Source organism: Streptomyces chattanoogensis, assembly GCF_001294335.1.
Lineage (GTDB): Bacteria > Actinomycetota > Actinomycetes > Streptomycetales > Streptomycetaceae > Streptomyces > Streptomyces chattanoogensis.
This window is the reverse complement of record NZ_LGKG01000145.1, coordinates 45,895-70,153: the sequence shown is the minus strand read 5'-3', so window position 1 is coordinate 70,153 and position 24,259 is coordinate 45,895. Positions and strand designations below refer to the sequence as shown.

Here is a 24,259-nt window from a genome sequence, read left to right as displayed (position 1 = left end):
TTTGGCATCGGCCGGTTTCACCGGCGCGAGCCGCTAGGTGCCCGAGCCGCTCAGTGCTTGAGCTCCTTGTCCACCATGGAGTTGAACTCCGCCACGCTGGAGGGCGCGGACATGCCCTGCGGCGTCCGGGTGCCGATCACGGTGTCGTTGACCTTGACGGTCGGGGTGCTGGTGACGTCCTTGTGCGAGGTGAACTCGTCGGACACCTCCAGCGCCCACTTGTCGTACGTGCCGGCCTTGACGGCCTTCTGGAAGGCCGCGTTGCCCTTGAGCGCCGGAATGGTGTCGGCGACCTTGATGAGGTAGCCGTCGTCGGCGAACTTGTCCGGACCCCTCTCGTCCGGGTGGTACTCCTTCGAGTACAGCGCGTACTTGTACTTCAGGAAGGCGTCCGGGCTGACGTTGAGCGCCGCACCCAGCGCGCTCAGCGCGTTCTTGGAGCCGGTGCCCTGGAGGTTGGCGTCGAGGAACGTACCGAGGTGGTACTCCGCCTTGTACTTGCCGTCCTTGATGTCCTTCTCGACCGTGGCACCGGCGGTCTGCTCGAAGCCGGCGCAGCCGGGGCAGCGCGGGTCCTCGAAGAGGCTGAGGGTGTTCTTCGCGGCCGGCTTGCCGATGACGATGGTGGTGCCCTTGGGGCCGGAGGCGTTGGCGGGCTTGGTGAGCTCGGCCTTCGCGGCCTTTGCCCATACCTTGCTGTCGCCCGCCGCTGCCGCGGCGCCGCGGCCACCGCTGCCGCTGTCGCCGCCCGACTTGGCGACCGCCAGCCCGATCCCGCCGGCCACCGCCAGCACACCGACGACCGCGCCGCCGACGACCAGCTGCCGGCGCAGCCGCTCCTTCTTCGCCTGGCGCTCCCGCTCGGCGCGCAGCCGCTCGCGGGCTGCCTGCTTGTTGGCCTGGCTGTTGCGATTGCTCATGACTGTTCTGCTCCGTCGAAGTCCGTGAGGTCTGTGAGGTCCGTGAGGGCCGTGAAGTCCACGGGGCGGGCGCTCTGCCACGCGCCGGGGGGCCTCAGGCGGCGAGCGCGCAGGGCGGTCCTCGGCGTACGACGCAGTGCACGAGCAGGGGGACGGTGCGGGCGGGCCGCGCGGACCGTACGGGGACGGGCGCGGGGCGGCGCGGGGCGGCCGTGGCGCCGATGACCGCGACGGCGATCAGCAGCGGGCGGAAGGCGAAGCCGGCCACCGCGCCGAGCAGCTGCGCCAGCGCGGCCTCGCCGCGGCGCAGCCAGGCCGCCGCCAGCAGCCCGGTCAGCAGATGCGCCGCGAGCAGCAGCAGCCACGGTGCGGCGGCGGCAGGGGTGGCGGCGTCCTGCGGCAGCCGTACGAGGGGGGCGCCGACGGCGCCGCCGCCGCAGAGGAGATCCACCCCCAGCGAGCGCAGCGGCCCGGTGACCGGACCGCCGCCCGCGCCGTAACAGGTGTGCTGGCCGAAGCTGAAGACCGTGTCGGCGGCCAGCTCCAGGGGGAGCAGCAGCGCCGCGATCCGCCAGTAGCCGCGCTCCCGCCCGGCCAGTGCGTAGGCGAGGGCGAAGACGGCGCCCGAAAGCGCGGCGACGGTGGTCAGCGGCAGCGGCATACGGGACAGCAGCACATGGGACGCCGAGGACAGCGTCACGCACAGCGCCGTGAAGAGCGCTGCGCGCAGTGCCCGCAGATGTGCCGCCGAGATGTCCATTGCAGCGAGTGTGCCACGCGTTCGGATAAGGCGCGTCTAAGAGAACCCGCACCCGGACCTGCAGGGGGACCAACCGGTCACAGACCGGGGATCCGGCCGTTGCGGAACAGATCCACGAAGATCTGGTGGTCGGCGCGGGCGCGGGCGCCGTAGGAGTGCGCGAAGTCCACCAGGACCGGAGCGAAGCCGTCCTCGTCGGCCGCGATGGCGGCGTCGATGGCGCGCTCGGTGGAGAACGGCACCAGCGAGTGGCCGCTCTCGTCGTCCGCGGCGGCGTGCATGGTGGCCGTCGCCCGCCCGAGGTCGGCGACCACGGCGGCGATCTCCTCGAGGTCGTCGATGTCCGACCAGTCCAGATCGACCGCGTACGGCGAGATCTCGGCGACCAGCTGGCCGGTCCGGCGCCCTTCCTCTTCGATCTCCGTCCAGCCCAGCCACGGGTCGGCGTGGTCCTGGAGGGCGCGCTGGGAGATCACCGTGCGGTGGCCCTCGTGCTGGAAGTAGCCGCGGACCGCGGGGTCGGTGATGTGCCGGGAGACGGCCGGGGTCTGCGCCTGCTTCATGTAGATGACGACGTCGTTCTCCAGGGCGTCGCTGTTGCCCTCCAGCAGGATGTTGTACGAGGGCAGCCCGGCCGAGCCGATGCCGATGCCGCGGCGGCCCACCACGTCCTTGACGCGGTAGGAGTCGGGGCGGTTCAGGCTCGAGTCGGGCAGCGTCTCCAGATAGCCGTCGAAGGCCGCCAGCACCTTGTAGCGGGTCGCCGCGTCCAGCTCGACGCTGCCGCCGCCCGCCGCGAAGCGCCGCTCGAAGTCGCGGATCTCCGTCATCGACTCCAGCAGCCCGAACCGGGTCAGCGAGCGGGCGTCGCGCAGCGCGTCCAGCAGCGGGCCCTCGGCGGTGTCCAGCGTGAACGGCGGCACCTCGTCATCCTTGGCGCCGGAGGCCAGCGCATGGATGCGCTCGCGGTAGGCGGCGGCGTAGACGCGCACCAGGTCGGTGATCTGCTCGTCGCTGAGCGCCTTGGCGTAGCCGATCAGCGCCACCGAGGCGGCGAACCGCTTGAGGTCCCAGGTGAAGGGCCCCACATACGCCTCGTCGAAGTCGTTGACGTTGAAGATCAGCCGGCCCGTGGAGTCCATGTATGTGCCGAAGTTCTCGGCGTGCAGATCGCCGTGGATCCACACCCGGGCGGTCCGCTCGTCCAGGTAGGGGCCGCTGTCCTTGCCGTCCTCCAGGTCCTTGTAGAACAGGCAGGCCGTGCCCCGGTAGAAGGCGAAGGCCGAGGCGGCCATCTTCCGGAACTTGACGCGGAAGGCCGCGGGGTCGGCGGCGAGCAGCTCTCCGAAGGCGGTGTCGAAGACGGCGAGGATCTCCTCGCCGCGCTGCGCGGCGTCCGGTGCCGGGGCGTGCTGGGACGACATCGCTGGGTGCCTCCTGGGGTGCGGGGTGTGCGGAAGAGGGGTTGACGAGGGGTTACGGAGTCTCGTAACGCAACGTGTCCAAAGACTGACCGGATCTTGTCCGGAATCTTTCGTGGATTGTTCGTTACGGATCTGCCGATGACAACGGGTGAGGCTACTCGGAAGTGCCCCGGAGAGGTCGGCCGGCTGCCCGCGATTGTCCGCCGCGAGTCGTAGACTTCGACACCGTCCACCCCGTCCGCCCCGTCCACCCGTCACCCGACCACCACCCCTTTCCGGAGGATCCGCGCCGTGGCCAAACAGCCGTTCACGCACCTGCACGTCCACACCCAGTACTCGCTGCTGGACGGTGCGGCGCGGCTGACGGACATGTTCAAGGCGGCCAACGAGATGGGCATGACGCATATCGCCATGTCCGACCACGGCAACCTGCACGGCGCGTACGACTTCTTCCACTCGGCGCAGAAGGCCGGGGTGACGCCGATCATCGGCATCGAGGCCTATGTCGCCCCCGAGTCGCGCCGCAACAAGCGCAAGATCCAGTGGGGCCAGCCGCACCAGAAGCGCGACGACGTCTCGGGTTCCGGCGGCTACACCCACAAGACGATCTGGGCGGCGAACAAGACCGGTCTGCACAACCTCTTCCGGCTCTCCTCGGACGCGTACGCCGAGGGCTGGCTGCAGAAGTGGCCGCGGATGGACAAGGAGACCATCTCCCAGTGGTCGGAGGGCCTGATCGCCTCCACCGGCTGCCCCTCCGGTGAGCTGCAGACCCGGCTGCGCCTGGGCCAGTACGACGAGGCCCTGAAGTCGGCCGCCGAGTACCAGGACATCTTCGGCAAGGACCGGTATTTCCTGGAGCTGATGGACCACGGCATCGAGATCGAGCGCCGGGTGCGCGACGGCCTGCTGGAGATCGGCAAGAAGCTCGGCATCCCGCCGCTGGTGACCAACGACTCGCACTACACCTACGCGCACGAGTCGACCGCGCACGACGCCCTGCTGTGCATCCAGACGGGCAAGAACCTCTCCGACCCGGACCGCTTCCGCTTCGACGGCACCGGCTACTACCTCAAGTCCACGGAGGAGATGTACGCCATCGACTCCTCGGACGCCTGGCAGCAGGGCTGCGACAACACCCGCCTGGTCGCCGACCAGATCGACGTCTCCGGGATGTTCGAGAAGCGCGACCTGATGCCGAAGTTCGAGATCCCGGACGGCTTCACCGAGGTCACCTGGTTCCAGGAAGAGGTCCGGCGCGGCATGGCCCGCCGCTTCCCGGGCGGCGTCCCCGAGGACCGCCAGAAGCAGGCCGAGTACGAGATGGACGTCATCATCCAGATGGGGTTCCCCGGCTACTTCCTCGTCGTCGCCGACTTCATCATGTGGGCCAAGAACAACGGCATCGCGGTGGGCCCCGGCCGTGGCTCCGCGGCCGGTTCGATCGTCGCGTACGCCATGGGCATCACCGACCTCGACCCGATCGAGCACGGACTGATCTTCGAGCGGTTCCTCAACCCCGAGCGCGTCTCCATGCCCGATGTCGACATCGACTTCGACGAGCGCAGGCGCGTCGAAGTGATCCGGTATGTCACGGAGAAGTACGGCGCCGACAAGGTCGCCATGATCGGCACCTACGGCAAGATCAAGGCCAAGAACGCCATCAAGGACTCCGCCCGCGTCCTGGGCTACCCGTACGCGATGGGCGACCGCCTCACCAAGGCCATGCCCGCCGACGTCCTCGGCAAGGGCATCGACCTCGACGGCATCACCAACCCCAAGCACCCCCGCTACAGCGAGGCGGGCGAGATCCGGGGGATGTACGAGAACGAGCCGGACGTCAAGAAGGTCATCGACACCGCGAAGGGTGTGGAAGGCCTGGTCCGGCAGATGGGTGTGCACGCGGCCGGCGTGATCATGTCCAGCGAGCCGATCGTCGACCACGCCCCGGTCTGGGTGCGGCACACCGACGGCGTCACGATCACACAGTGGGACTACCCGCAGTGCGAATCGCTCGGCCTGCTCAAGATGGACTTCCTGGGCCTGCGCAACCTCACCATCATGGACGACGCCGTCAAGATGGTGAAGAAGAACAAGGGCGTCGACCTGGAGCTGCTCTCCGTACCGCTCGACGACCCCAAGACCTTCGAGCTGCTCTGCCGCGGTGACACGCTCGGCGTCTTCCAGTTCGACGGCGGCCCGATGCGTTCGCTGCTGCGCCAGATGCAGCCCGACAACTTCGAGGACATTTCCGCCGTCTCGGCCCTGTACCGGCCCGGCCCGATGGGCATGAACTCGCACATCAACTACGCCGAGCGCAAGAACGGCCGCCAGGAGATCACCCCGATCCACCCGGAGCTCGAAGAGCCCCTGAAGGAGACGCTGGGCCTGACCTACGGCCTGATCGTCTACCAGGAGCAGGTCCAGAAGGCCGCCCAGATCATCGCCGGGTACTCCCTCGGCGAGGCCGACATCCTCCGCCGCGTCATGGGCAAGAAGAAGCCCGAGGAACTGGCGAAGAACTTCGTGCTCTTCCAGGAGGGCGCGAAGAAGAAGGGCTTCTCCGACGAGGCCATCCAGGCCCTGTGGGACGTCCTGGTCCCCTTCGCCGGCTACGCCTTCAACAAGGCGCACTCCTCCGCGTACGGCCTGGTCACCTACTGGACCGCCTACCTCAAGGCGAACTACCCGGCCGAGTACATGTCCGCGCTGCTGACCTCGGTCCGCGACGACAAGGACAAGTCCGCGGTCTATCTGAACGAATGCCGCAAGATGGGCATCAAGGTGCTGCCGCCCAACGTCAACGAGTCCGAGGCCAACTTCGCGGCCCAGGGCGACGACGTCATCCTCTTCGGCCTCACCGCGGTCCGTAACGTCGGCCAGAACGTAGTCGAGTCGATCATCCGCTGCCGCAAGGCGAAGGGGAAGTACTCCTCCTTCCCCGACTACCTCGACAAGGTCGACGCGGTCGTCTGCAACAAGCGCACCACGGAATCGCTGATCAAGGCCGGTGCCTTCGACGAGATGGGGCACACCCGCAAGGGCCTGACCGCACAGTACGAGTCGATGATCGACAACGTCGTGCAGGTCAAGCGCAAGGAGGCCGAAGGGCAGTTCGACCTCTTCGGTGGGATGGGCGACGACAGCACCGACGACGGCCCCGGCTTCGGTCTCGACGTCGAGTTCGGCGACATCGAGTGGGACAAGACCTATCTGCTCGCCCAGGAGCGGGAGATGCTCGGCCTCTATGTCTCCGACCACCCCCTCTTCGGCCTCGAGCACGTGCTGTCCGACAAGGCGGACGCCGCCATCGCCCAGCTGACCGGAGGCGACTACTCCGACGGCTCGATCGTCACCATCGGCGGCATCATCTCCGGCCTGCAGCGCAAGATGACCAAGCAGGGCAACGCCTGGGCCATCGCCACCGTCGAGGACCTCGCCGGCTCCATCGACTGCATGTTCTTCCCCGCCACCTACCAGCTGGTGTCCACCCAACTCGTCGAGGACGCCATCGTGTTCGTCAAGGGCCGCCTCGACAAGCGCGAGGACGTGCCCCGGCTGGTCGCCATGGAGATGATGGTCCCCGACCTCTCGGACGCGGGCACCAACGCCCCGGTGACGATCACCATCCCGACGGTCAAGGTCACCCCGCCGATGGTCGAGAAGCTGGGCGAGGTGCTCAGCAGCCACCGCGGCTCGACCGAGGTACGGATCAAGCTCCAGGGCGCACGGAAGACGACGGTGCTGCGGCTGGACCGCCATCGGGTCACGCCCGATCCGTCCCTGTTCGGCGATCTGAAGGTGCTGCTCGGCCCGTCCTGCCTGGCGGGCTGACCGCTCACGGCACCCGCACGAGGGGCGCGCCCGCAACCGGGCGCGCCCCTCGGCCCGTCTGCGACGGGCGTCCCTCATGCCCTCGGGGCACGAGGGGAGGCTCAGTTGTGGCCGAAGCGCCGCTGGTGTTTGCGGGCCACGTCCGACGGGCTGCCCTGAGCCTGCTGCTGGGGCTGGGAGATGGCCTCGATGGCCGATTTCTCCGCCGCCTCGTGGCCGCGTTCGGCCGGGCCGCCCTTCTGCTGACTACTTCGGTCCTTCTTGTTCTTGTTCTTCGCCATGGCCGTGCCTCCTGAGGGGGATCCTGGATCGGGGCCGGGATCAGACTTACACGTCGGGCGAAAAGCCGCATGTCGGACAATTACCGTGCGTAAGAGGCGGTGTGACGCACCATGCGCCGCGGATGCGCACGCCAGGTACCGAAGATCCCCGCCGAATCCGCCACGCCGATGATCCAGACGGGGCAGATAACACCCGTACGGTCGGGCAGACTCGAGGGAAAGCCGAAGAGAACTCGTGCCACGGGCCGAGCCGGGGGGCGACCGGACTTCAGCACCTCAGGGAAGAGGGTGGAACGTGGATCGCTGCGTCGTCCTGGTGGACGCCGGATATTTGCTGGGCGCCGCCGCGAGTCTCCTCGCGGGAGAGCCCGCCCGGTCCCGGATCACCGTCGATCACGCCGCCCTCATCCAGGGCCTGCGACAACGCGCCGAAGCCGACACGGAACGGCCGCTGCTGCGCATCTACTGGTTCGACGGCGCCCCCGACCGCGTCCCCCAGCCCGAACACCGCAGACTGCGCGTGATGCCCCGCGTCACCGTCCGGCTGGGCGCCCTGACCCGCAGCGACGGCCGCTGGGCACAGAAGGGCGTGGACGCCGCCATGCACGCCGAGCTGACCGAGCTCGCCCGCAACCGCGCCTGCTCCGACATCGTCCTGGTCACCGGCGACGGCGATCTGCTGCCCGGCCTGATGTCGGCCAAGGAACACGGCGTCGCCGTCCACCTCTGGGCCGTCCAGGCCGCCGACGGCGACTACAACCAGTCCGAGGACCTGGTCGCCGAGGCCGACGAACGACGGGTCCTGGACCGCGCCTGGATCACCCGCGCCGTACGGGCCAAGGAGCTCGGCGGGCCCTGCGCACCGCCCCCCGCGCCGCGCCCGGAGATCGCCGCGATCCTCTCCGCCCCGCTGCCCGAATCCGCCGTCGCCGCGGCCGCCGCGGCCGCCGGCGGACCGGACACCGACGGCCACGAACGCAACGGCACCAACGGCACCTCCCGCACCGCAGCCGCCGACGGCCGGGACCAGACCGCCGCCTCCCCGGGCTCCGGCGGCTCCCGGGTCGTCCCCACCCCCAAGGACCTGGCCGGACTCGGCCGCACCCACGCCTCGCCCGCCGGAAACGGCAACGGCACCCAGGTGCCCGCCCCCTCCGCCACCCTGCGCTGGTCCTCCGACAAGGGCTGGGCCGAACGCGGCGGCCCCGTCGGCGAACCCTCCGAGACCGCCTCCCTGCCCACCCTCGCCCAGCTCACCAGCGCCGAGCAGCGCTGGGCCGACCGCGAGGAGGACATCACCGCCGTCAGCGGCGACCCCTTCGAGGTCGGCCAGGTCTTCGCCCGCCGCTGGACCGACCGCCTCTCCGACACCGCCCATCTCCAGCAGCTCTCGACGGAGTACCCGCGCATCCCGCACCGCATCGACGGCGAACTGCTCCGCTACGCCGCCCGGTTCGGCCTGCTGGCCCACAAGGACGACCAGATCGACGAGCACGACCGCTATGCCATCCGCGCCGGATTCTGGCGCGAGGTCGATGTGCGCACGGCAGCGGAGCATGCACCGGCCGGCGAGTGAGCCCGCGCCCCGAGTGCCCCGCGGGCCGGGGCCGCGCCGGGGACGCGTACCCTCATAGCTCGTGAGGACGGCCGCAAAACAGGTGGAGCACGGCGCTGCGGCATGCGTGGTGCGGGACCTGGTCAAGACCTACCCGGCGGTGCGCGGGCGCCGCGGGGCGGACCGGGCGCCCGCCGTACGCGCCAGCGACGGCATCAGCCTGGACGTGGGCCGCGGCGAGATCTTCGGGCTGCTCGGCCCCAACGGCGCCGGCAAATCCACCCTGGTCCGCCAGCTGACCGGACTGCTGCGCCCCGACTCCGGCACCATCTCCGTCCTCGGCCACGACCTGGTACGCCACCCCGCGCGCGCCGCCCGGCTGCTGGGCTATCTGGGCCAGGAATCCACCGCCCTGGACGAGATGACCGTCGCACTGGCCGTGGAGACCACCGGCCGGCTGCGCGGCCTCGACGTCCGCCGGGCGCGCGCCGAGCGGGACGCGGTGATCGGCGAACTGGGCCTGGCGGACCTCGCCGCCCGCCCCCTGAAGAAACTCTCCGGCGGCCAGCGCCGTCTGGCCTGCTTCGCGACCGTACTGATCGGCGAGCGGCCGCTGCTGGTCCTGGACGAGCCCACCACCGGCATGGACCCGGTCGCCCGGCGCGCCGTCTGGGCCGCGGTGGACCGCCGCCGCGCCGAGCGGGGCGCCACCGTGCTCCTGGTCACCCACAACGTCCTGGAGGCGGAGAGCGTGCTGGACCGGGTCGCGGTGATCGACCAAGGACGGGTCATCGCCTGTGACACGCCCGGCGGCCTCAAGGAGCGCGTCGCCGAAGAGGTCCGCCTCGAGCTGGTGTGGCGCGACCGGCCGCCCCTCGACGTCGCCGAGGTCGCCGCCCTGCACCCGGCCGCCCAGGTCTCCGGCCGCCGCTGGACCCTGCGGCTCCCGGCCGACCAGGCCCGCGCCGCGGTGTCCGCCGTGACCCGCGGCCCCGCCTTCGCCGCCCTCGACGACTTCACCTTCGCCACGCCGAGCCTGGAGGACGTCTACCTCTCCCTCGGCGGACGCGCGGCGGGGCTGGTCAAGGGATGAGGCACCGGGTGGGGACAGACCGCGGACGGACCGAGGAAAGACTGGTGACGGTGTGAGTGCGGTTCCTGCGCAGGCAGTGTCCGGGGCAGCCACGGACACCGGTGCGGCGCCGGACACGGAGGCGTCCCGGAGCACCGGCACGTGGCCCGACGACGCGGCGCCCGCCCCGCTGGCGCCGCGCGCCCGGCTGCTGCCCGCGCTCGGCGCCGTCTACCGCGCCCAGCTCTCCCGCGCCCGGGTCGCCCGCATCCCCCTGCTGTTCGTCGCCACCTTCCAGTCCGTCGGCATCATGATCATGATGCGCGGGGTGGTCCACGACGGCACCGAGGCCCGGTCCGTGGTCTCCGGCGCCAGCGTCCTGGTCGTCGCCTTCGTGGCGCTCAACCTCCTCGCCCAGTACTTCGGCCGGCTACGCGCCGACGGCGGCCTCGACCACTACGCCACGCTCCCGGTGCCCCCGGCCGCCGTGGTGCTGGGAGCGGCCGCCGCCTACGCCTCGTTCACCGTCCCCGGCACCCTCGCCACCGCGCTCATCGGCGGCGTCCTCTTCCACCTCCCGATGGCGCACCTGTGGGTGCTGGCCGCCGTGATTCCCGTCTCCGGAGCGGCGCTCTCCGGCCTCGGCGCGGCCCTCGGACTGCTCGCCCCCCGCCAGGAGATCGCCACTCTCTGCGGCCAGCTCGGCATGTCGGCCGCCCTGCTGCTCGGCGTCCTCCCGCCCGGCGGCCTGCCCACCGCGATCGGCTACGCCCGCGATCTGCTGCCCTCCACCTACGGAGTGGAGGCGCTGACCCGCAGCTACGCCGCCCGCCCCGACTGGCTGATGATCGGCGCCGACCTGGGCGTCTGCGCCGCCGTCGGCGTCCTCTCGCTGACCGTCGCGACCTGGGCATACCGCCGCGCCGCGGGCCGCTGACCGCGGCCGCCGGCCCCCACGGGCGTCCCTCTTCCCGCCCCACCGCGCCGACCTGGCACGATGACAGGGTGACCGCACCGCTGACGCCACACAACAACCAGCCGCCCCACGAGCCGCACGACGGCGAGAACCCGCCACCGCCGGACGAGCCGCACGACCCCTGGGCCGCACCCGGCTCCGGCACGGGGGCCACGGCCGGCTCCGGCGGCCCCGAACTCGCCCGCGAACTGCGCGAGGGCGTGGTGATCGCGCTCCTTGTCGCGGTATGCGGCGTGCTGCTCGGCGTGCTGTGGAACTGGCTCGCCCCGCACACCCCGCTGATCTCGGACACCAAGGCCGTCTACCTCAAGAACACCGAGGGCGAGGAGGCGATCGGCACCGACGGCACCTTCATCCTGCTCGCCGTCGCCTTCGGCGTGCTCACCACGGCGGCGGTCTTCCTCTTCCGCCGGCGCGGCGGCATCCCGCTGGTGGTGGCGCTGGTCGTGGGCGGCCTGCTCGGCGCGGTACTGGGCTGGCTGACCGGCATGTGGCTGGGCCCCATGGCGGACGTCGCCGCCCACGCCAAGCAGGTCGGCCCCGGCGTGACCTTCGACGGCCCGCTGCGGCTGGGCGCCAAGGGCGCACTCGTGGCCTGGCCGGTCGCGGCGATGCTGACCCAGCTGGCGCTGACCGCCCTGTTCGCACCGCGCGACCCGGAGCCGCCCCACCCGGACTGGTCCGGCCAGTACGGCCAGGAACCCCCGGCCGCGCACGGGCAGGAACCCCCGGCCGCCTAGCCGCCCGCCGCCCGTCACCGGGCGGCGGCCTGCCCGTCACCGGGCGGCGGACGAACCACGGCCTCTCAGGCCGGCCGCCGTCCGTGATTCGCCCGGTGCTTCCGGATCCGCCACTTCCGCTTGCGGGTGCGCTTCGACATGGCGTACCTCCTCGACCGGTCCGTGTAATCGAGGACGAGGCCGCCGTAAAGCCCCGCGGATGCCCCGGCACGGGGCCGGCGGCCGTTATCGGCCACCCGGTACGGTGTCTACGGGCGGGCGATCGGCGCGAGCAGCGCCCCGGTGAGCGCCACCAGGTCCGCGGGCGCCAGCTCGACCTCCAGGCCGCGCCGCCCCGCCGAAACACAGACCGTCTCCCGCTCCTCGGCCGACGCGTCCACCACCGTACGCAGCCGCTTGCGCTGCCCGAGCGGCGAGATCCCGCCGCGGACGTACCCCGTGGTGCGCTCGGCCGCCGCCGGGTCCGCCATCGCGGCCCGCTTGCCGCCCACCGCGGCCGCCAGCGCCTTGAGGTCCAGCGAACCGGACACCGGCACCACGGCCACCGTCAGCGTGCCGTCGACATCCGCCAGCAGCGTCTTGAACACCTGCTCCGGTGCGACCCCGAGCGCCTCGGCGGCCTCCTCGCCGTACGAGGCGGCGGCCGGGTCATGAGTGTAGGAGTGCGTCGTGAAGGCGACACCCGCCTCGGTCAGGGCGACCGTCGCGGGCGTCCCGACGGATTTCTTCGACTTCTTCGCCACCGTCGTCGTGCCTCGCGTCGGTATCAGTTCGGGCTGGTCGGCTGCCGGGTCAGATCCACCGCCGGCAGCGACGGGAGCTTACCGAGCAGCGCCGACTCCTGGCGAAGGAGTTTCAGCTCCTGGCCGAGCCGCGCCGCGGTGTCCGGGGCCTCCAGCAGCTGCTGCTTGGCGGGCACGTCCAGCACGGCCGCCGCGGCGACGAGATACGACAGCACCGACGGGTCGGCGGGCAGGTCCTGGCCGCTCGACAGGGTCCGCTCGTTCGCCCAGGCCAGCCGCTTCTGATAGGTACGGAAGGCCCGTACGACACCCGAGGCGAGCGCCCCCGCACCCTCGCCGTGGTCCTCCTCCAGCTCCTCCGTCTCGGCCGTCAGATACGGCCCGGAGGCATCCACCGACCGCAGCCGGAAGCGGGTGGTGCCGGTGGCCAGCACCTCGTAGCCGCTGTCGGCAGCGGACGACTTGGCACGGATGGTGGCCGCATCCGCGACACAGCCCACCGTGTGGAACGCCTGCACCGGGTCGTCGCCGAAACCGGCCGCGGGGCCCTCCGCGGTCGGCAGCGTGGCGTCCGGCATGCCCTGTGCGGTGGGGGCGACCTCCCGCCCGCACCCCCACCGTCGGGAGGGGACGGACCGCAGGACGGAGTCCGGAGGGCCGGCACCGCGGCCGACAAACAACCCCCGCCCGCCGCAGGCGCAACGGCGAACAACCCCCACGGCGGGAAAGCCGACAACGTGGGGCCCGGGCAAAGCGCAGCGGACGGGTCACTGTCGGCGCAGCAGCCGCGAGGCCCCGGCGGCCACCGTCGTCGCCAGGACCCAGCCTGCGAGGATCAGTACGGCCGCCGCCCACTGGGCGGCACCCCCCGGTTTCCAGGCCGCGTCCTGGTTGAGGTCGATCACCGGGAGGAGAAGGTCGAGGGCGTAGAGATACGGGTTCCACGGCGGGGTCTCGCCCGGTTTGAGCGGGGGCGGGGGGTTCTCGGAGAAGTAGACCGTGCCGATGGCCCAGAGGATGGCCATCCAGACCGCGGCCCGGCCGGGGCGGTAGCCGTACGCCACCGTCCAGTCCTGCAGGAAGCCCCAGGCCTTCGCCGCCAGCGGCAGCGTCTCGCGGCGGCGGCGCTGCTTGGCCAGCAGCACCTCGCGGGCGTCGGCGTCCTCCCCGCTGGCCCGCAGCGAGGTGGCGAGCATCTCGTACGGCTCGGGCGCGTACTCGGGGGTCGCCGCGGCCACCCACTGGAGCCGCAGCGAGAGCGGGAAATGGCCGCGCGGAATCAGCGTCTCGTACGCGAAGCCGGCCATCCACAGCCCGCCGAGCCCCGGCCAGCTCGCCGACTTGTCGACCAGGTTCACCACCCGGGCGCCGGAGAGGATCACCCGGCCGCGCTGCGGCCGCTCGCACAGGAACCGCAGCTCGGGCGTCTGGATGCGGCGCAGCGACAGCTCCTGGTCGGACTCCATGACGAAGCGGGCGTGCTCGAGGTCGACGGCGTCACCGAACCGCCCGTCGTCCAGCCGTATCCCGCCCTCGCACTCGAAGCGCTGCATCCGGGTGCCGCGGGACGGGGTCGTCGGGACGCCGTACGGGGGAGTGGCGCCGGAGGAGAAGGGGGAGTTGGCCAGGCCCGCGGCGGTCAGGTAGAGCGTGCGCTCGACGGTGAGCTGGGGGGCGTTGAGCGCCCGGCGCCCGAAGGGATTGCTCAGCCGGCTGCCGCGCAGGCTGAGCGACACGCCGATGGTGGCGCCGCGCAGCGACAGCTCGCCGTACGACTCCAGCATCTCGGCCTGCAGGTCCTGGGTGACGGTCAGCCCGTCGGCCATGATCGAGCGGCCCTTGCGGTCCTTGTGCGCCACCACCTGATTGAGCATCAGGTCGGTGCCGATGTGCGCGTCGGTGAGCCGGATGCCGTTCTGGACGACGCAGCGCGGCAGATGCAGATCGCCCTCGGTCTGCAGCCGGGCGGCCTCCAGCCGGGGTATCGCGCAGTTCACCATCCGCAGCGTGGTGAACCGGCTCTCCGGCAGCACCACCTCGGCCTCGAAACGGCAGTCCCGCAGCTCCACGAATGGCTTGATCGTGCCGCCCGCAAGGTCGAGAGTGTCCGTGATGTACGCACCGGTCAGCTTGAGCGCCGACACCCGGCCCGGCTGCGCGACCGGCCCCTCCAGGAGCAGCAGCGCCACCACCCTGGCCCGCACCCGCCGCTCGGGCCCCCACAGATGCTGCCCGTGCGGATCGTCCCGGGCCGGATCCCCGATGTGCAGATCGCAGGTACTGCCGTTGCGGAAGGCCTGCCACATACTCCATTCCGCCGACGTCAGCTGCAGGTCGGCAGGCGCGTCGCCGTCCCCGGGCCCGTTCACGTACATCCCCCTTTCACCACCCCCGTGCAGATTCCCCTGCGGTCCGCGCCCCCGGACACCCGTACGGACCCCATGCCCGCAGCGTGACCGACGGAACACGCGCGGTGAGGGTGAACTCCGGTCAACTTCCCGCGGCCGGTTACCGGCCCCTCCTCCCGGTGCCCGGACCGTCTCCCGCTGTGTATCACTGAGTGATACGGGCGGCCGGGCCCGAGATCGGGTCTGAGACACTGGGAGGGTGATCTCCCGAATCGATCTGCGCGGTGACGCCCTCCCCGAGGGCGGCGCCCTGCGCGACCTGCTGCCCCGTGCCGAGTTCGACGTGGAAGCCGCCCTGGAGAAGGTGCGGCCCCTCTGCGAGGACGTACGCCATCGCGGCACCGCGGCGCTGATCGAGTACGCGCGGCGGTTCGACGGAGCGGAGATCGAGCGGGTACGGGTCCCGGCCGAGGAGCTGCAGAAGGCCCTCGACGCACTGGATCCGGCCGTCCGCGCCGCCCTGGAGGAGTCCATCCGGCGCGCCCGGACCGTCCACCGCGAGCAGCGCCGCACGGACACCACCACCAAGGTCGTGCCCGGCGGAACGGTCACCGAACGCTGGGTGCCGGTCGAGCGCGTGGGGCTGTACGTCCCCGGCGGCCGTTCGGTCTACCCCTCGTCCGTCGTCATGAACGTCGTCCCCGCCCAGGAAGCCGGCGTCGAATCGCTCGCAGTGACCTCCCCGCCGCAGGCGGACTTCGGCGGCCTGCCGCACCCCACCATCCTGGCCACCTGCGCCCTGCTCGGCGTGGACGAGGTCTACGCCGCCGGCGGCGCCCAGGCCATCGCGATGTTCGCGTACGGCACCGACGAATGCCTGCCGGTCAACCTGGTCACCGGCCCCGGCAACATCTATGTCGCCGCCGCCAAGCGCCTGCTCAAGGGTCGGATCGGCATCGACGCGGAGGCCGGGCCCACCGAGATCGCCATCCTCGCCGACGACACCGCCGACCCGGTGCACCTCGCCGCCGACCTGATCAGCCAGGCCGAGCACGACCCCATGGCCGCCGCCGTCCTGGTCACCGACTCCGCCGAGCTGGCCGAGAAGACCGAGAAGGAGCTGGCGCCGCAGATCGCGGCCACCAAGCACGTCGAGGACCGCATCGTCCCGGCGCTGTCCGGCCGGCAGTCCGCCATCGTCCTCGTCGACGGCCTCGACGAGGGCCTGCGCGTCGTCGACGCCTACGGCGCCGAGCACCTCGAGATCCACACCGCCGACGCCGCCGCCGTCGCCGCCCGGGTCCGCAACGCCGGCGCGGTCTTCGTCGGCCCCTACGCCCCGGTCTCCCTCGGCGACTACTGCGCCGGCTCCAACCACGTCCTGCCCACCGGCGGCTGCGCCTGCCACTCCTCCGGCCTGTCCGTGCAGTCCTTCCTGCGCGGCATCCACATCGTGGACTACACCCGCGACGCACTCGCCGAGGTCGCCCACCACGTGGTGACCCTCGCCGAGGCCGAGGACCTCCCGGCGCACGGCGCGGCGATCAAGGCGAGGTTCGACTGGAAGGTTCCGCAGAGCAAGTGAGCCGGCACGTGACCCGAATCGACGACCTCCCCATCCGGGACGAACTGCGCGGCAAGTCCCCGTACGGCGCCCCCCAGCTCGACGTGCCCGTACGCTTGAACACCAACGAGAACCCCTACCCGCTGCCCGAGCCGCTGGTCCGGCGGATCGCCGAGCGGGTGACCGAGGCCGCCCGCAGCCTCAACCGCTACCCCGACCGGGACGCGGTCGCACTGCGCACCGAACTCGCCCGCTACCTGACCCGCACCGGCGGCCACCGGGTCACCAAGGACCAGGTCTGGGCCGCCAACGGCTCCAACGAGGTCATCCAGCAGCTGCTGCAGACCTTCGGCGGCCCGGGACGCACGGCCATCGGCTTCGAGCCGTCGTACTCCATGCACGCGCTCATCGCCCGCGGCACGGGCACCGGCTGGATCTCCGGCCCCCGCCACGCCGACTTCACCATCGACGTCCCCGCGGCCACGGCCGCCATCGCCGAGCACCGCCCCGACGTCGTCTTCATCACCACCCCCAACAACCCCACCGGCAGCGCCGTCCCGGCCGAGGCCGTCCTCGCCCTCTACGACGCGGCACAGGCCGCCAGGCCCTCGCTGGTCGTCGTGGACGAGGCCTACGTCGAGTTCAGCCACGGCGACTCCCTGCTGCCGCTGCTCGACGGACGGCCGAACCTCGTCATCTCCCGCACCATGTCGAAGGCGTTCGGCGCGGCCGGGCTGCGCCTGGGCTACCTCGCCGCCGACCCCGCGGTCGTCGACGCCGTACAGCTGGTCCGGCTGCCGTACCACCTGTCGGCCGTCACCCAGGCGACCGCGCTCGCCGCGCTGGAACACACCGACACCCTGCTGAAGTACGTCGAGCAGCTCAAGCAGGAACGCGACCGCCTGGTCACCGAACTGCTCGCGGCCGGCTACGAGGTGACCGCGTCCGACGCCAACTTCGTCCAGTTCGGCCGCTTCGACGACGCACACAAGGTGTGGCAGCAGATCCTCGACCGGGGCGTCCTGGTCCGGGACAACGGCGTACCGGGATGGCTGCGGGTCACCGCCGGCACCCCGGCCGAAAACGACGCGTTTCTCGACGCGGTCCGAGACCTCAAGAAGGAGCACAGCGCATGAACCGCGTAGGACGCGTCGAGCGCACCACCAAGGAGACGTCCGTCCTCGTCGAGATCAACCTCGACGGCACCGGACAGGTCGACGTCTCGACCGGCGTCGGGTTCTACGACCACATGCTCGACCAGCTCGGCCGGCACGGCCTGTTCGACCTCACCGTCAAGACCGACGGCGACCTGCACATCGACACCCACCACACCATCGAGGACACCGCCCTCGCCCTGGGCGCCGCCTTCAAGCAGGCCCTCGGCGACAAGGTCGGCATCTACCGCTTCGGCAACTGCACCGTCCCGCTGGACGAGTCGCTCGCCCAGGTCACCGTCGACCTCTCCGGCCGCCCGTACCTGATCCACACCGAGCCGGAGAACATGGCGCCGATGATCGGCACCTACGACACGACGATGACCCGGCACATCTTCGAGTCGTTCGTCGCCCAGGCCCAGATCGCGCTGCACATCCACGTCCCGTACGGCCGCAACGCCCACCACATCGTGGAGTGCCAGTTCAAGGCCCTGGCCCGCGCCCTGCGCTACGCCAGCGAACGCGACCCGCGCGCGGCCGGCATCCTCCCCTCGACCAAGGGAGCCCTGTAGCACCGTGAACGGCCTGTCCACCGTCTTCATCATCCTCGGGCTCTTCCTCCTCGGCGGGGTCTACTCCTTCTGGAAGCAGCAGCTGCCGAAGAGCATCATCACCGTGCTCGCCATCGGCTCCGCGATGTGCCTGGCCGCGGGCATCCTCCGGCTGGAGGTGTGGAATTGACCGCCACCGCACCCCGTAAGAAGGTCGCCTCCCGTAAAAAGGTGGTTGTCTTCGACTATGGCTTCGGGAACATCCGCTCCGCCGAGCGCGCCCTCGCCCACGTCGGCGCGGACGTCGAGATCACCCGCGACTACGACACCGCCATGAACGCCGACGGGCTGCTCGTGCCCGGAGTCGGCGCCTTCGCCGCCTGTATGCAGGGGCTGAAGGACGCCCGCGGCGACTGGATCGTCGGCCGCCGGCTCTCCGGAGGCCGCCCCGTGATGGGCATCTGCGTCGGCATGCAGATCCTCTTCGGCCGCGGCATCGAGCACGGCGTCGAGACCGAGGGCCTGGACGAATGGCCCGGCACGGTCGGCCCGCTCAAGGCCGACGTCGTCCCGCACATGGGCTGGAACACCGTCGACGCCCCCGAGGGCTCCCGGCTCTTCGCCGGGCTGCCCGCCGACGCCCGCTACTACTTCGTGCACTCCTACGCGGTGCACGACTGGGAGCTGGAGACCGGCAACCCGCACATCACCGCGCCGAAGGTCACCTGGGCCACCCACGGCGAGCGGTTCGTGGCGGCCGTCGAGAACGGGCCGCTGTGGGCCACCCAGTTCCACCCCGAGAAGTCCGGCGACGCCGGAGCCCAGCTCCTGAGCAATTGGATCGAGACCCTTTGATGTCCACTGCCGCAATGAACCAGCAGCTCGAACTCCTCCCCGCCGTCGACGTCCGCGACGGCCAGGCCGTCCGCCTGGTGCACGGCGAGTCCGGCTCCGAGACCTCCTACGGCGACCCGCTCCAGGCGGCCCTCGCCTGGCAGCGGGCCGGCGCCGAATGGCTGCACCTCGTCGACCTCGACGCCGCCTTCGGCACCGGCGACAACCGCGCGCAGATCGCCGAGGTCGCCCGCTCCATGGACATCAAGGTCGAACTGTCCGGTGGCATCCGCGACGACGCCTCCCTGGCCGCCGCCCTGGCCACCGGCTGCACCCGCGTCAACATCGGCACCGCGGCCCTGGAGAACCCCGAATGGGTCGCCAAGATCATCGCCGAGCACGGCGACCGGATCGCCGTCGGCCTCGACGTACGCGGCACCACCCTGCGCGGCCGCGGCTGGACCCGCGACGGCGGCGACCTCTACGAGACGCTGGCCCGCCTCGACTCCGAGGGCTGCACCCGCTACGTCGTCACCGACATCAACAAGGACGGCACGCTCCAGGGCCCCAACCTCGAGCTGCTCAAGAACGTCTGCGCCGCCACCGACCGCCCGGTCGTCGCCTCCGGCGGCGTTTCCTCCCTCGACGACCTGCGGGCACTGGCGTCCCTGGTGCCGGAAGGTGTCGAGGGCGCCATCGTCGGCAAGGCGCTCTACGCGAAGGCCTTCACTCTCGAAGAGGCCCTGGCAGCAGTGTCGTAAACCGTGCACGGGAAGGCGGCGTCATGACCATCGAGCGCGTACCGGGCGAGGGCACCTGGGAAGAGACCACGGGCTCCGCACGCGCCGTGGCCGCCGGCGACCGGGTCCTGGTCGCCGGCACGATGCCCCTGCACAACGACGCCGTGCAGGGCCTGGGCGACCCGTACGAACAGACCAAGGCCGCCTTCGCCCATGCGCTGGCGGCCCTGAAACCCTTCGGCCTCGGCGCCGACGCGGTCCTGCGCACCCGCGTGTACCTCACCCACCTGCGCGATGCGGACGAGGCCGGCCGCGCCCACAAGGAGCTGTTCGCCGCCGCCCCGCCCGCCCTGACGGTGGCCGTGGTGTCCGGCTTCGCCGACCCCCGCGTACTGGTGCAAGTAGAACTAGAAGCTTTCCGAGAGCTGTCAGAAAGGCCCGAAGAGACATGACCCTGGCGGTCCGAGTCATCCCTTGCCTGGACGTCGACAACGGCCGGGTCGTCAAGGGCGTCAACTTCCAGAACCTGCGCGACGCGGGCGACCCCGTCGAGATGGCGAAGATCTACGGCGACGAGGGCGCCGACGAGCTGACCTTCCTCGACATCACGGCCTCGTCCGGCAACCGCGAGACGACCTACGACGTCGTCCGCCGCACCGCCGAACAGGTCTTCATCCCGCTCACCGTCGGCGGCGGCGTCCGCACCCCCGAGGACGTCGACAAGCTCCTGCGCGCCGGCGCCGACAAGGTCGGCGTCAACACCGCCGCCATCGCCCGCCCCGACCTGATCCGCGAGATCGCCGAACGCTTCGGCCGCCAGGTCCTGGTCCTGTCGGTGGACGCCCGCCGCACCGCCGCCGGCACCCCGTCCGGCTACGAGGTCACCACCCACGGCGGCCGCCGCGGCACCGGCATCGACGCCGTCGAATGGGCCCACCGCGCCGCCGAACTGGGCGCCGGCGAGATCCTGCTGAACTCCATGGACGCCGACGGCACCAAGGACGGCTACGACGTGGAGATGATCGAGGCCGTCCGCAAGCACGTCACCGTCCCCGTCATCGCCTCCGGCGGCGCGGGCAAGCTGGCCGACTTCGCCCCGGCCGTCGCGGCGGGCGCCGACGCGGTACTGGCCGCCTCGGTCTTCCACTTCGGCGATCTGCGGATCGGGGAGGTCAAGGAGGCGCTGCGCGGGGCGGGACACCCCGTGCGCTGACAGGCATGCCGGGGGGCTTCCCCCCCGCAGCCCCTCACCCCCGCTTGCGCGCCGCCCGGACGAACTCGCGGTTCATCCTGGTGATGCTGAACAGCGGGATCCCCTTGGGACAGGCCGTGGCGCACTCCCCTGCAAGGGTGCACCCGCCAAAGCCCTCGGAGTCCATCTGCCCCACCATGTCCAGCACCCGGGACCCGCGCTCCGGCGCACCCTGCGGCAGGACGTTGAGATGGTTGACCTTCGCCGAGGTGAACAGCATCGCCGAGCCGTTGGGACAGGCCGCCACGCAGGCACCGCAGCCGATGCACTCCGCATGCTCGAAGGCGAAGTCCGCGGCCGGCTTGGGCACCGCCGTGGCATGCGCCTCGGGGGCCGAGCCGGTCGGCGCGGTGATGTAGCCGCCGGATTCGATGATCCGGTCGAACGCCGAGCGGTCGACGACCAGGTCCTTGACGACCGGGAACGCCGAGGCCCGCCAGGGCTCGATGTCGATCGTGTCGCCGTCCGAGAAGGACCGCATGTGCAGCTGGCAGGTCGTGGTCCGCTCCGGGCCGTGCGCCTCACCGTTGATGACCAGGCTGCACGCGCCGCAGATGCCTTCCCGGCAGTCGTGGTCGAAGGCGACCGGGTCCTCACCGGACAGGATCAGCGACTCGTTGAGGGTGTCGAGCATCTCCAGGAAGGACATGTCCTTCGCTATGCCGTCCACCTCGTACGTGGACATGGCGCCTTCGGCACCGGCGTTCTTCTGGCGCCAGACGCGCAGGGTGAGCTTCATGCGTAGCTCCGCTGAGTGGGATGGACGTACTCGAAGACCAGGTCTTCCTTGTGCAGGGCCGGCGCCTCGCCGGTGCCGGTGAACTCCCAGGCCGCGGCGTAGGAGAACGCCTCGTCACGGCGGGCCGCCTCACCGTCCGCGGTCTGCGACTCCTCGCGGAAATGACCGCCGCAGGACTCGGCCCGGTGCAGCGCGTCGAGGCACATCAGCTCGGCGAGCTCCAGATAGTCGACGATGCGGTTGGCCTTCTCCAGCGACTGGTTGAACTCCTCACCGGTACCCGGCACCTTGATCCGCCGCCAGAACTCCTCGCGGATCTCCGGGATACGTGCGAGCGCCTTGCGCAGCCCGGCGTCCGTACGGGCCATCCCGCAGTACTCCCACATCAGTTCACCGATCTCACGGTGGAAGGAATCGGGCGTACGGTCCCCGTCGACGGCCAGCAGCCGCGCCAGCCGCTCCTCGGTCTCCCGCACGGCCGCCACCGCCTCCGGATGATCCCCGCCGACCTCGTCCTTGTGCGGATTGCGGGCCAGATAGTCGTTGATCGTCGACGGCAGCACGAAATAGCCGTCCGCCAGGCCCTGCATCAGGGCGGAGGCCCCCAGACGGTTGGCGCCGTGGTCGGAGAAGTTGGCCTCACCGATCGCGAACAGACCCGGGACGGTCGTCTGCAGGTCGTAGTCGACCCACAGCCCGCCCATCGTGTAATGCACCGCCGGATAGATCCGCATCGGCACCTCGTACGGATCCTCGTCGGTGATCCGCGCATACATGTCGAAGAGGTTGCCGTACTTCGCCTCGACGGCCTTGCGGCCCATGCGGGCGATCGCGTCGGCGAAGTCCAGATAGACACCCTGGCCGCCGGGGCCGACCCCGCGCCCCTCGTCACACACGTTCTTCGCCGCGCGGGACGCGATGTCGCGCGGGACGAGGTTGCCGAACGACGGGTAGATCCGCTCCAGGTAGTAGTCGCGTTCGTCCTCGGGAATGTCCCTCGGCGCCCGCGCGTCCCCCTTCGCCTTCGGCACCCAGATCCGGCCGTCGTTGCGCAGCGACTCGCTCATCAGCGTCAGCTTCGACTGATGTTCGCCGGTGCGCGGGATACAGGTCGGGTGGATCTGGGTGAAGCACGGGTTGGCGAAGTACGCGCCGCGCCGGTGCGCCCGCCAGACGGCGGTCGCGTTGGAGTTCATGGCGTTCGTCGACAGATAGAAGACGTTGCCGTAGCCGCCGGACGCCAGGACGACGGCGTCCGCGAAGTAGGTGCCGATACGGCCCGTGACCAGATCGCGGGCGACGATGCCGCGGGCCCGGCCGTCCACCACGATCAGGTCCAGCATCTCCGTACGCGGGTGCATCTCCACGTTCCCCGCCGCTATCTGGCGCGACAGCGCCTGGTACGCGCCGAGCAGCAGCTGCTGGCCCGTCTGCCCGCGGGCGTAGAACGTACGGGAGACCTGGACGCCGCCGAACGAGCGGGTGTCGAGCAGCCCGCCGTACTCGCGCGCGAACGGCACACCCTGCGCCACACACTGGTCGATGATCTCGACCGAGACCTGGGCGAGGCGGTGGACGTTGGACTCACGGGCGCGGAAGTCGCCGCCCTTGACCGTGTCGTAGAACAGCCGGTGGACGGAATCCCCGTCGTTGCGGTAGTTCTTCGCGGCGTTGATACCGCCCTGCGCGGCGATGGAGTGGGCCCGGCGCGGCGAGTCCTGGTAGCAGAACTGCACGACGCGATAGCCCTGTTCGGCGAGCGTGGCGCCCGCCGCGCCGCCCGCCAGACCGGTGCCGACGACGATCACCGTCTGCTTGCGCCGGTTGGCCGGGTTGACCAGCTTCGCCTCGAAACGGCGGGTGTCCCAGCGCTCGGCGATCGGGCCCTGGGGGGCCTTGGTGTCGACGACCGGGGCGCCGGTCGCGTAGTCCGTGTATGCGGTGGATGCGGTGTGTGGGGTGGATGCGGTCACGTCAGCTCACCAATCCGGTCATGACGGCGACGGGCACGGAGACGAAGCCCGCCGTCAGCAGCAGCGCCAGGGCATCGGCGGTCGTCCTGAGCACCCGGTCCCGGGCGGCGCTGCCCGCACCGAGGGTCTGCGCGGCGCTCCAGAAGCCGTGCCGGATGTGCAGTCCGAGCGCGAGCATGGCGGCGATGTAGATGACGTCGCCGTACCAGGTGGAGAAGGTCGCGACCACATTCGCGTACGGGTGGCCGGCCGCGGCGTGCGGATTCACCGTCAGCGTCGTCAGGTCCAGGATGTGCCAGACGATGAACAGGCCGAGGATGACGCCGCCCCAGCGCATGGTGCGGGTGGCGTACGACGCCCGCCTGCGCTTGTGCGCGTACTTCACCGGGCGGGCCGCGATGTCCCGGCGGCTGAGCTGGAAGGCCGCCACCGCATGCGTGACGACGGCGGCGACCAGCACCACCCGCGCGATCCACAGGAACCACTCGTGGTGCAGGAACGGCTCACCGATGGTGCGCAGCCAGGCGGCATACGCATCGAAGTCCGCGGCCCCGAAGAAGATCTTGAGGTTGCCCAGCATATGGACGACCAGATACAGCAGCATCACGATGCCGCTGACGGCCATCGCCGTCTTCTTGCCGACGGTCGAGCCCCACAGGAGGCCGACGAAGGACGGCCGTCGGTCCGTCCGTGTGTCCAGTGCTGCCATGGGCTCGACGGTAAGGACCGCCCCGGCCATCAGTCCAAGACATGCTCCGGCTCATCTCCATAGGCCACGCCTATCGCTGCCTTATATTCC

Annotated in this window: 22 protein-coding genes and 1 pseudogene; 13 read left to right on the top strand and 10 right to left on the bottom strand. The window is 70.9% G+C overall.

Annotation, left to right across the window (positions count from 1 at the left end; translation table 11 throughout):
- Positions 1-50: 50 nt before the first annotated feature.
- The 3 genes from ADL29_RS22805 to ADL29_RS22795 form a co-directional block, all read right to left on the bottom strand.
- Positions 51-920: a thioredoxin domain-containing protein gene (locus ADL29_RS22805; RefSeq protein ID WP_053925470.1), complete on the bottom strand. Its 870-nt coding sequence runs from the start codon at positions 918-920 to the stop codon at positions 51-53.
- Between the two features lie 94 nt (positions 921-1,014).
- A complete protein-coding gene (locus ADL29_RS22800; RefSeq protein WP_053925469.1) occupies positions 1,015-1,680 on the bottom strand; it encodes a hypothetical protein in 666 nt (221 codons plus the stop codon).
- 77 nt (positions 1,681-1,757) lie between these two features.
- Entirely contained in the window at positions 1,758-3,104 is a 1,347-nt protein-coding gene (locus ADL29_RS22795) for a DUF2252 domain-containing protein (RefSeq protein ID WP_053925468.1), read from the bottom strand.
- Between the two features lie 291 nt (positions 3,105-3,395).
- On the opposite strand from ADL29_RS22795, the gene dnaE reads away from it, so the two are divergent.
- Positions 3,396-6,938, top strand: a complete 3,543-nt coding sequence (gene dnaE, locus ADL29_RS22790) for a DNA polymerase III subunit alpha (protein WP_053925467.1) — start codon at positions 3,396-3,398, stop codon at positions 6,936-6,938.
- Between the two features lie 101 nt (positions 6,939-7,039).
- Here dnaE and ADL29_RS22785 read toward each other — a convergent pair whose 3' ends face one another.
- Complete coding sequence (locus ADL29_RS22785) at positions 7,040-7,219, bottom strand: hypothetical protein (RefSeq protein ID WP_046928519.1); 180 nt, start codon at positions 7,217-7,219, stop codon at positions 7,040-7,042.
- Positions 7,220-7,514: 295 nt separating this feature from the next.
- Here ADL29_RS22785 and ADL29_RS22780 point away from each other — a divergent pair, with 295 nt between their 5' ends.
- The 4 genes from ADL29_RS22780 (at position 7,515) to ADL29_RS22765 (ending at position 11,562) form a co-directional block, all read left to right on the top strand.
- A complete protein-coding gene (locus ADL29_RS22780) occupies positions 7,515-8,795 on the top strand; it encodes an NYN domain-containing protein (RefSeq protein ID WP_053925466.1) in 1,281 nt (426 codons plus the stop codon).
- Positions 8,796-8,901: 106 nt separating this feature from the next.
- On the top strand, positions 8,902-9,867 hold the full coding sequence (locus tag ADL29_RS22775; protein ID WP_053925465.1) for an ABC transporter ATP-binding protein: 966 nt from the start codon (positions 8,902-8,904) through the stop codon (positions 9,865-9,867).
- A 52-nt stretch (positions 9,868-9,919) separates the two neighbouring features.
- A complete protein-coding gene (locus ADL29_RS22770) occupies positions 9,920-10,783 on the top strand; it encodes an ABC transporter permease (RefSeq protein WP_053925464.1) in 864 nt (287 codons plus the stop codon).
- 68 nt (positions 10,784-10,851) lie between these two features.
- Positions 10,852-11,562, top strand: a complete 711-nt coding sequence (locus ADL29_RS22765; RefSeq protein ID WP_053925463.1) for a hypothetical protein — start codon at positions 10,852-10,854, stop codon at positions 11,560-11,562.
- Positions 11,563-11,810: 248 nt separating this feature from the next.
- Here the strand turns inward: ADL29_RS22765 and ybaK are convergent, their stop codons facing one another.
- The 3 genes and pseudogenes from ybaK to ADL29_RS22750 all read right to left on the bottom strand — a co-directional run bounded on the left by ybaK (position 11,811) and on the right by ADL29_RS22750 (position 14,680).
- Positions 11,811-12,305, bottom strand: a complete 495-nt coding sequence (gene ybaK / locus ADL29_RS22760; protein ID WP_053925462.1) for a Cys-tRNA(Pro) deacylase — start codon at positions 12,303-12,305, stop codon at positions 11,811-11,813.
- Positions 12,306-12,328: 23 nt separating this feature from the next.
- Positions 12,329-12,913, bottom strand: a pseudogene (locus ADL29_RS22755) (LON peptidase substrate-binding domain-containing protein); the annotation flags it as partial.
- Between the two features lie 159 nt (positions 12,914-13,072).
- Entirely contained in the window at positions 13,073-14,680 is a 1,608-nt protein-coding gene (locus ADL29_RS22750) for a hypothetical protein (RefSeq protein WP_053925461.1), read from the bottom strand.
- Positions 14,681-14,912: 232 nt separating this feature from the next.
- On the opposite strand from ADL29_RS22750, the gene hisD reads away from it, so the two are divergent.
- From hisD to hisF, 8 genes are read left to right on the top strand one after another with little or no spacing between them, the layout of a single operon-like run.
- Positions 14,913-16,238 carry a histidinol dehydrogenase gene (gene hisD, locus ADL29_RS22745; protein ID WP_053925460.1) on the top strand — a complete coding sequence of 442 codons (1,326 nt, stop codon included), beginning with the start codon at positions 14,913-14,915 and terminating at the stop codon, positions 16,236-16,238.
- 8 nt (positions 16,239-16,246) lie between these two features.
- A complete protein-coding gene (locus tag ADL29_RS22740) occupies positions 16,247-17,353 on the top strand; it encodes a histidinol-phosphate transaminase (RefSeq protein WP_053925459.1) in 1,107 nt (368 codons plus the stop codon).
- Positions 17,350-17,943: an imidazoleglycerol-phosphate dehydratase HisB gene (gene hisB / locus ADL29_RS22735; protein ID WP_046928528.1), complete on the top strand. Its 594-nt coding sequence runs from the start codon at positions 17,350-17,352 to the stop codon at positions 17,941-17,943. The genes ADL29_RS22740 and hisB overlap by 4 nt, the downstream gene beginning before the upstream one ends.
- Before the next feature lie 4 nt (positions 17,944-17,947).
- Positions 17,948-18,112, top strand: a complete 165-nt coding sequence (locus ADL29_RS44185; RefSeq protein ID WP_046928529.1) for a hypothetical protein — start codon at positions 17,948-17,950, stop codon at positions 18,110-18,112.
- Positions 18,109-18,777: an imidazole glycerol phosphate synthase subunit HisH gene (hisH, locus tag ADL29_RS22725; RefSeq protein WP_053925458.1), complete on the top strand. Its 669-nt coding sequence runs from the start codon at positions 18,109-18,111 to the stop codon at positions 18,775-18,777. Before ADL29_RS44185 ends, hisH begins: the two co-directional genes overlap by 4 nt.
- A gap of 14 nt (positions 18,778-18,791) precedes the next feature.
- On the top strand, positions 18,792-19,517 hold the full coding sequence (gene priA / locus ADL29_RS22720) for a bifunctional 1-(5-phosphoribosyl)-5-((5-phosphoribosylamino)methylideneamino)imidazole-4-carboxamide isomerase/phosphoribosylanthranilate isomerase PriA (protein ID WP_107095054.1): 726 nt from the start codon (positions 18,792-18,794) through the stop codon (positions 19,515-19,517).
- A gap of 23 nt (positions 19,518-19,540) precedes the next feature.
- The gene (locus ADL29_RS22715) at positions 19,541-19,948 is read left to right on the top strand and encodes a Rid family hydrolase (protein WP_053925456.1); all 408 of its coding nucleotides are present in this window, start codon (positions 19,541-19,543) and stop codon (positions 19,946-19,948) included.
- Positions 19,945-20,709 carry an imidazole glycerol phosphate synthase subunit HisF gene (gene hisF, locus ADL29_RS22710; protein ID WP_046928532.1) on the top strand — a complete coding sequence of 255 codons (765 nt, stop codon included), beginning with the start codon at positions 19,945-19,947 and terminating at the stop codon, positions 20,707-20,709. Before ADL29_RS22715 ends, hisF begins: the two co-directional genes overlap by 4 nt.
- A 34-nt stretch (positions 20,710-20,743) precedes the next feature.
- On the opposite strand, the gene ADL29_RS22705 is transcribed toward hisF, so the two are convergent.
- The 3 genes from ADL29_RS22705 to ADL29_RS22695 are packed head-to-tail and all read right to left on the bottom strand — an operon-like array spanning position 20,744 to position 24,169.
- Complete coding sequence (locus ADL29_RS22705; protein ID WP_053925455.1) at positions 20,744-21,487, bottom strand: succinate dehydrogenase/fumarate reductase iron-sulfur subunit; 744 nt, start codon at positions 21,485-21,487, stop codon at positions 20,744-20,746.
- Positions 21,484-23,460 carry a fumarate reductase/succinate dehydrogenase flavoprotein subunit gene (locus ADL29_RS22700; RefSeq protein WP_053925454.1) on the bottom strand — a complete coding sequence of 659 codons (1,977 nt, stop codon included), beginning with the start codon at positions 23,458-23,460 and terminating at the stop codon, positions 21,484-21,486. The genes ADL29_RS22705 and ADL29_RS22700 overlap by 4 nt, the downstream gene beginning before the upstream one ends.
- Before the next feature lies 1 nt (position 23,461).
- Positions 23,462-24,169, bottom strand: coding sequence for a succinate dehydrogenase cytochrome b subunit (locus ADL29_RS22695; RefSeq protein WP_053925531.1), 708 nt, complete (start codon positions 24,167-24,169; stop codon positions 23,462-23,464).
- Positions 24,170-24,259 lie beyond the last annotated feature (90 nt).

Bases quoted from the DNA above. Each gene is read 5' to 3' on its own strand.
- ADL29_RS22805 (WP_053925470.1), bottom strand. From the start codon at position 920: ATGAGCAATCGCAACAGCCAGGCCAACAAGCAGGCAGCCCGCGAGCGG.
- ADL29_RS22800 (WP_053925469.1), bottom strand. From the start codon at position 1,680: ATGGACATCTCGGCGGCACATCTGCGGGCACTGCGCGCAGCGCTCTTC.
- ADL29_RS22795 (WP_053925468.1), bottom strand. From the start codon at position 3,104: ATGTCGTCCCAGCACGCCCCGGCACCGGACGCCGCGCAGCGCGGCGAG.
- ADL29_RS22785 (WP_046928519.1), bottom strand. From the start codon at position 7,219: ATGGCGAAGAACAAGAACAAGAAGGACCGAAGTAGTCAGCAGAAGGGC.
- ADL29_RS22750 (WP_053925461.1), bottom strand. From the start codon at position 14,680: ATGTACGTGAACGGGCCCGGGGACGGCGACGCGCCTGCCGACCTGCAG.
- hisB (WP_046928528.1), top strand. From the start codon at position 17,350: ATGAACCGCGTAGGACGCGTCGAGCGCACCACCAAGGAGACGTCCGTC.
- priA (WP_107095054.1), top strand. From the start codon at position 18,792: ATGAACCAGCAGCTCGAACTCCTCCCCGCCGTCGACGTCCGCGACGGC.
- ADL29_RS22715 (WP_053925456.1), top strand. From the start codon at position 19,541: ATGACCATCGAGCGCGTACCGGGCGAGGGCACCTGGGAAGAGACCACG.
- hisF (WP_046928532.1), top strand. From the start codon at position 19,945: ATGACCCTGGCGGTCCGAGTCATCCCTTGCCTGGACGTCGACAACGGC.
- ADL29_RS22705 (WP_053925455.1), bottom strand. From the start codon at position 21,487: ATGAAGCTCACCCTGCGCGTCTGGCGCCAGAAGAACGCCGGTGCCGAA.
- ADL29_RS22695 (WP_053925531.1), bottom strand. From the start codon at position 24,169: ATGGCAGCACTGGACACACGGACGGACCGACGGCCGTCCTTCGTCGGC.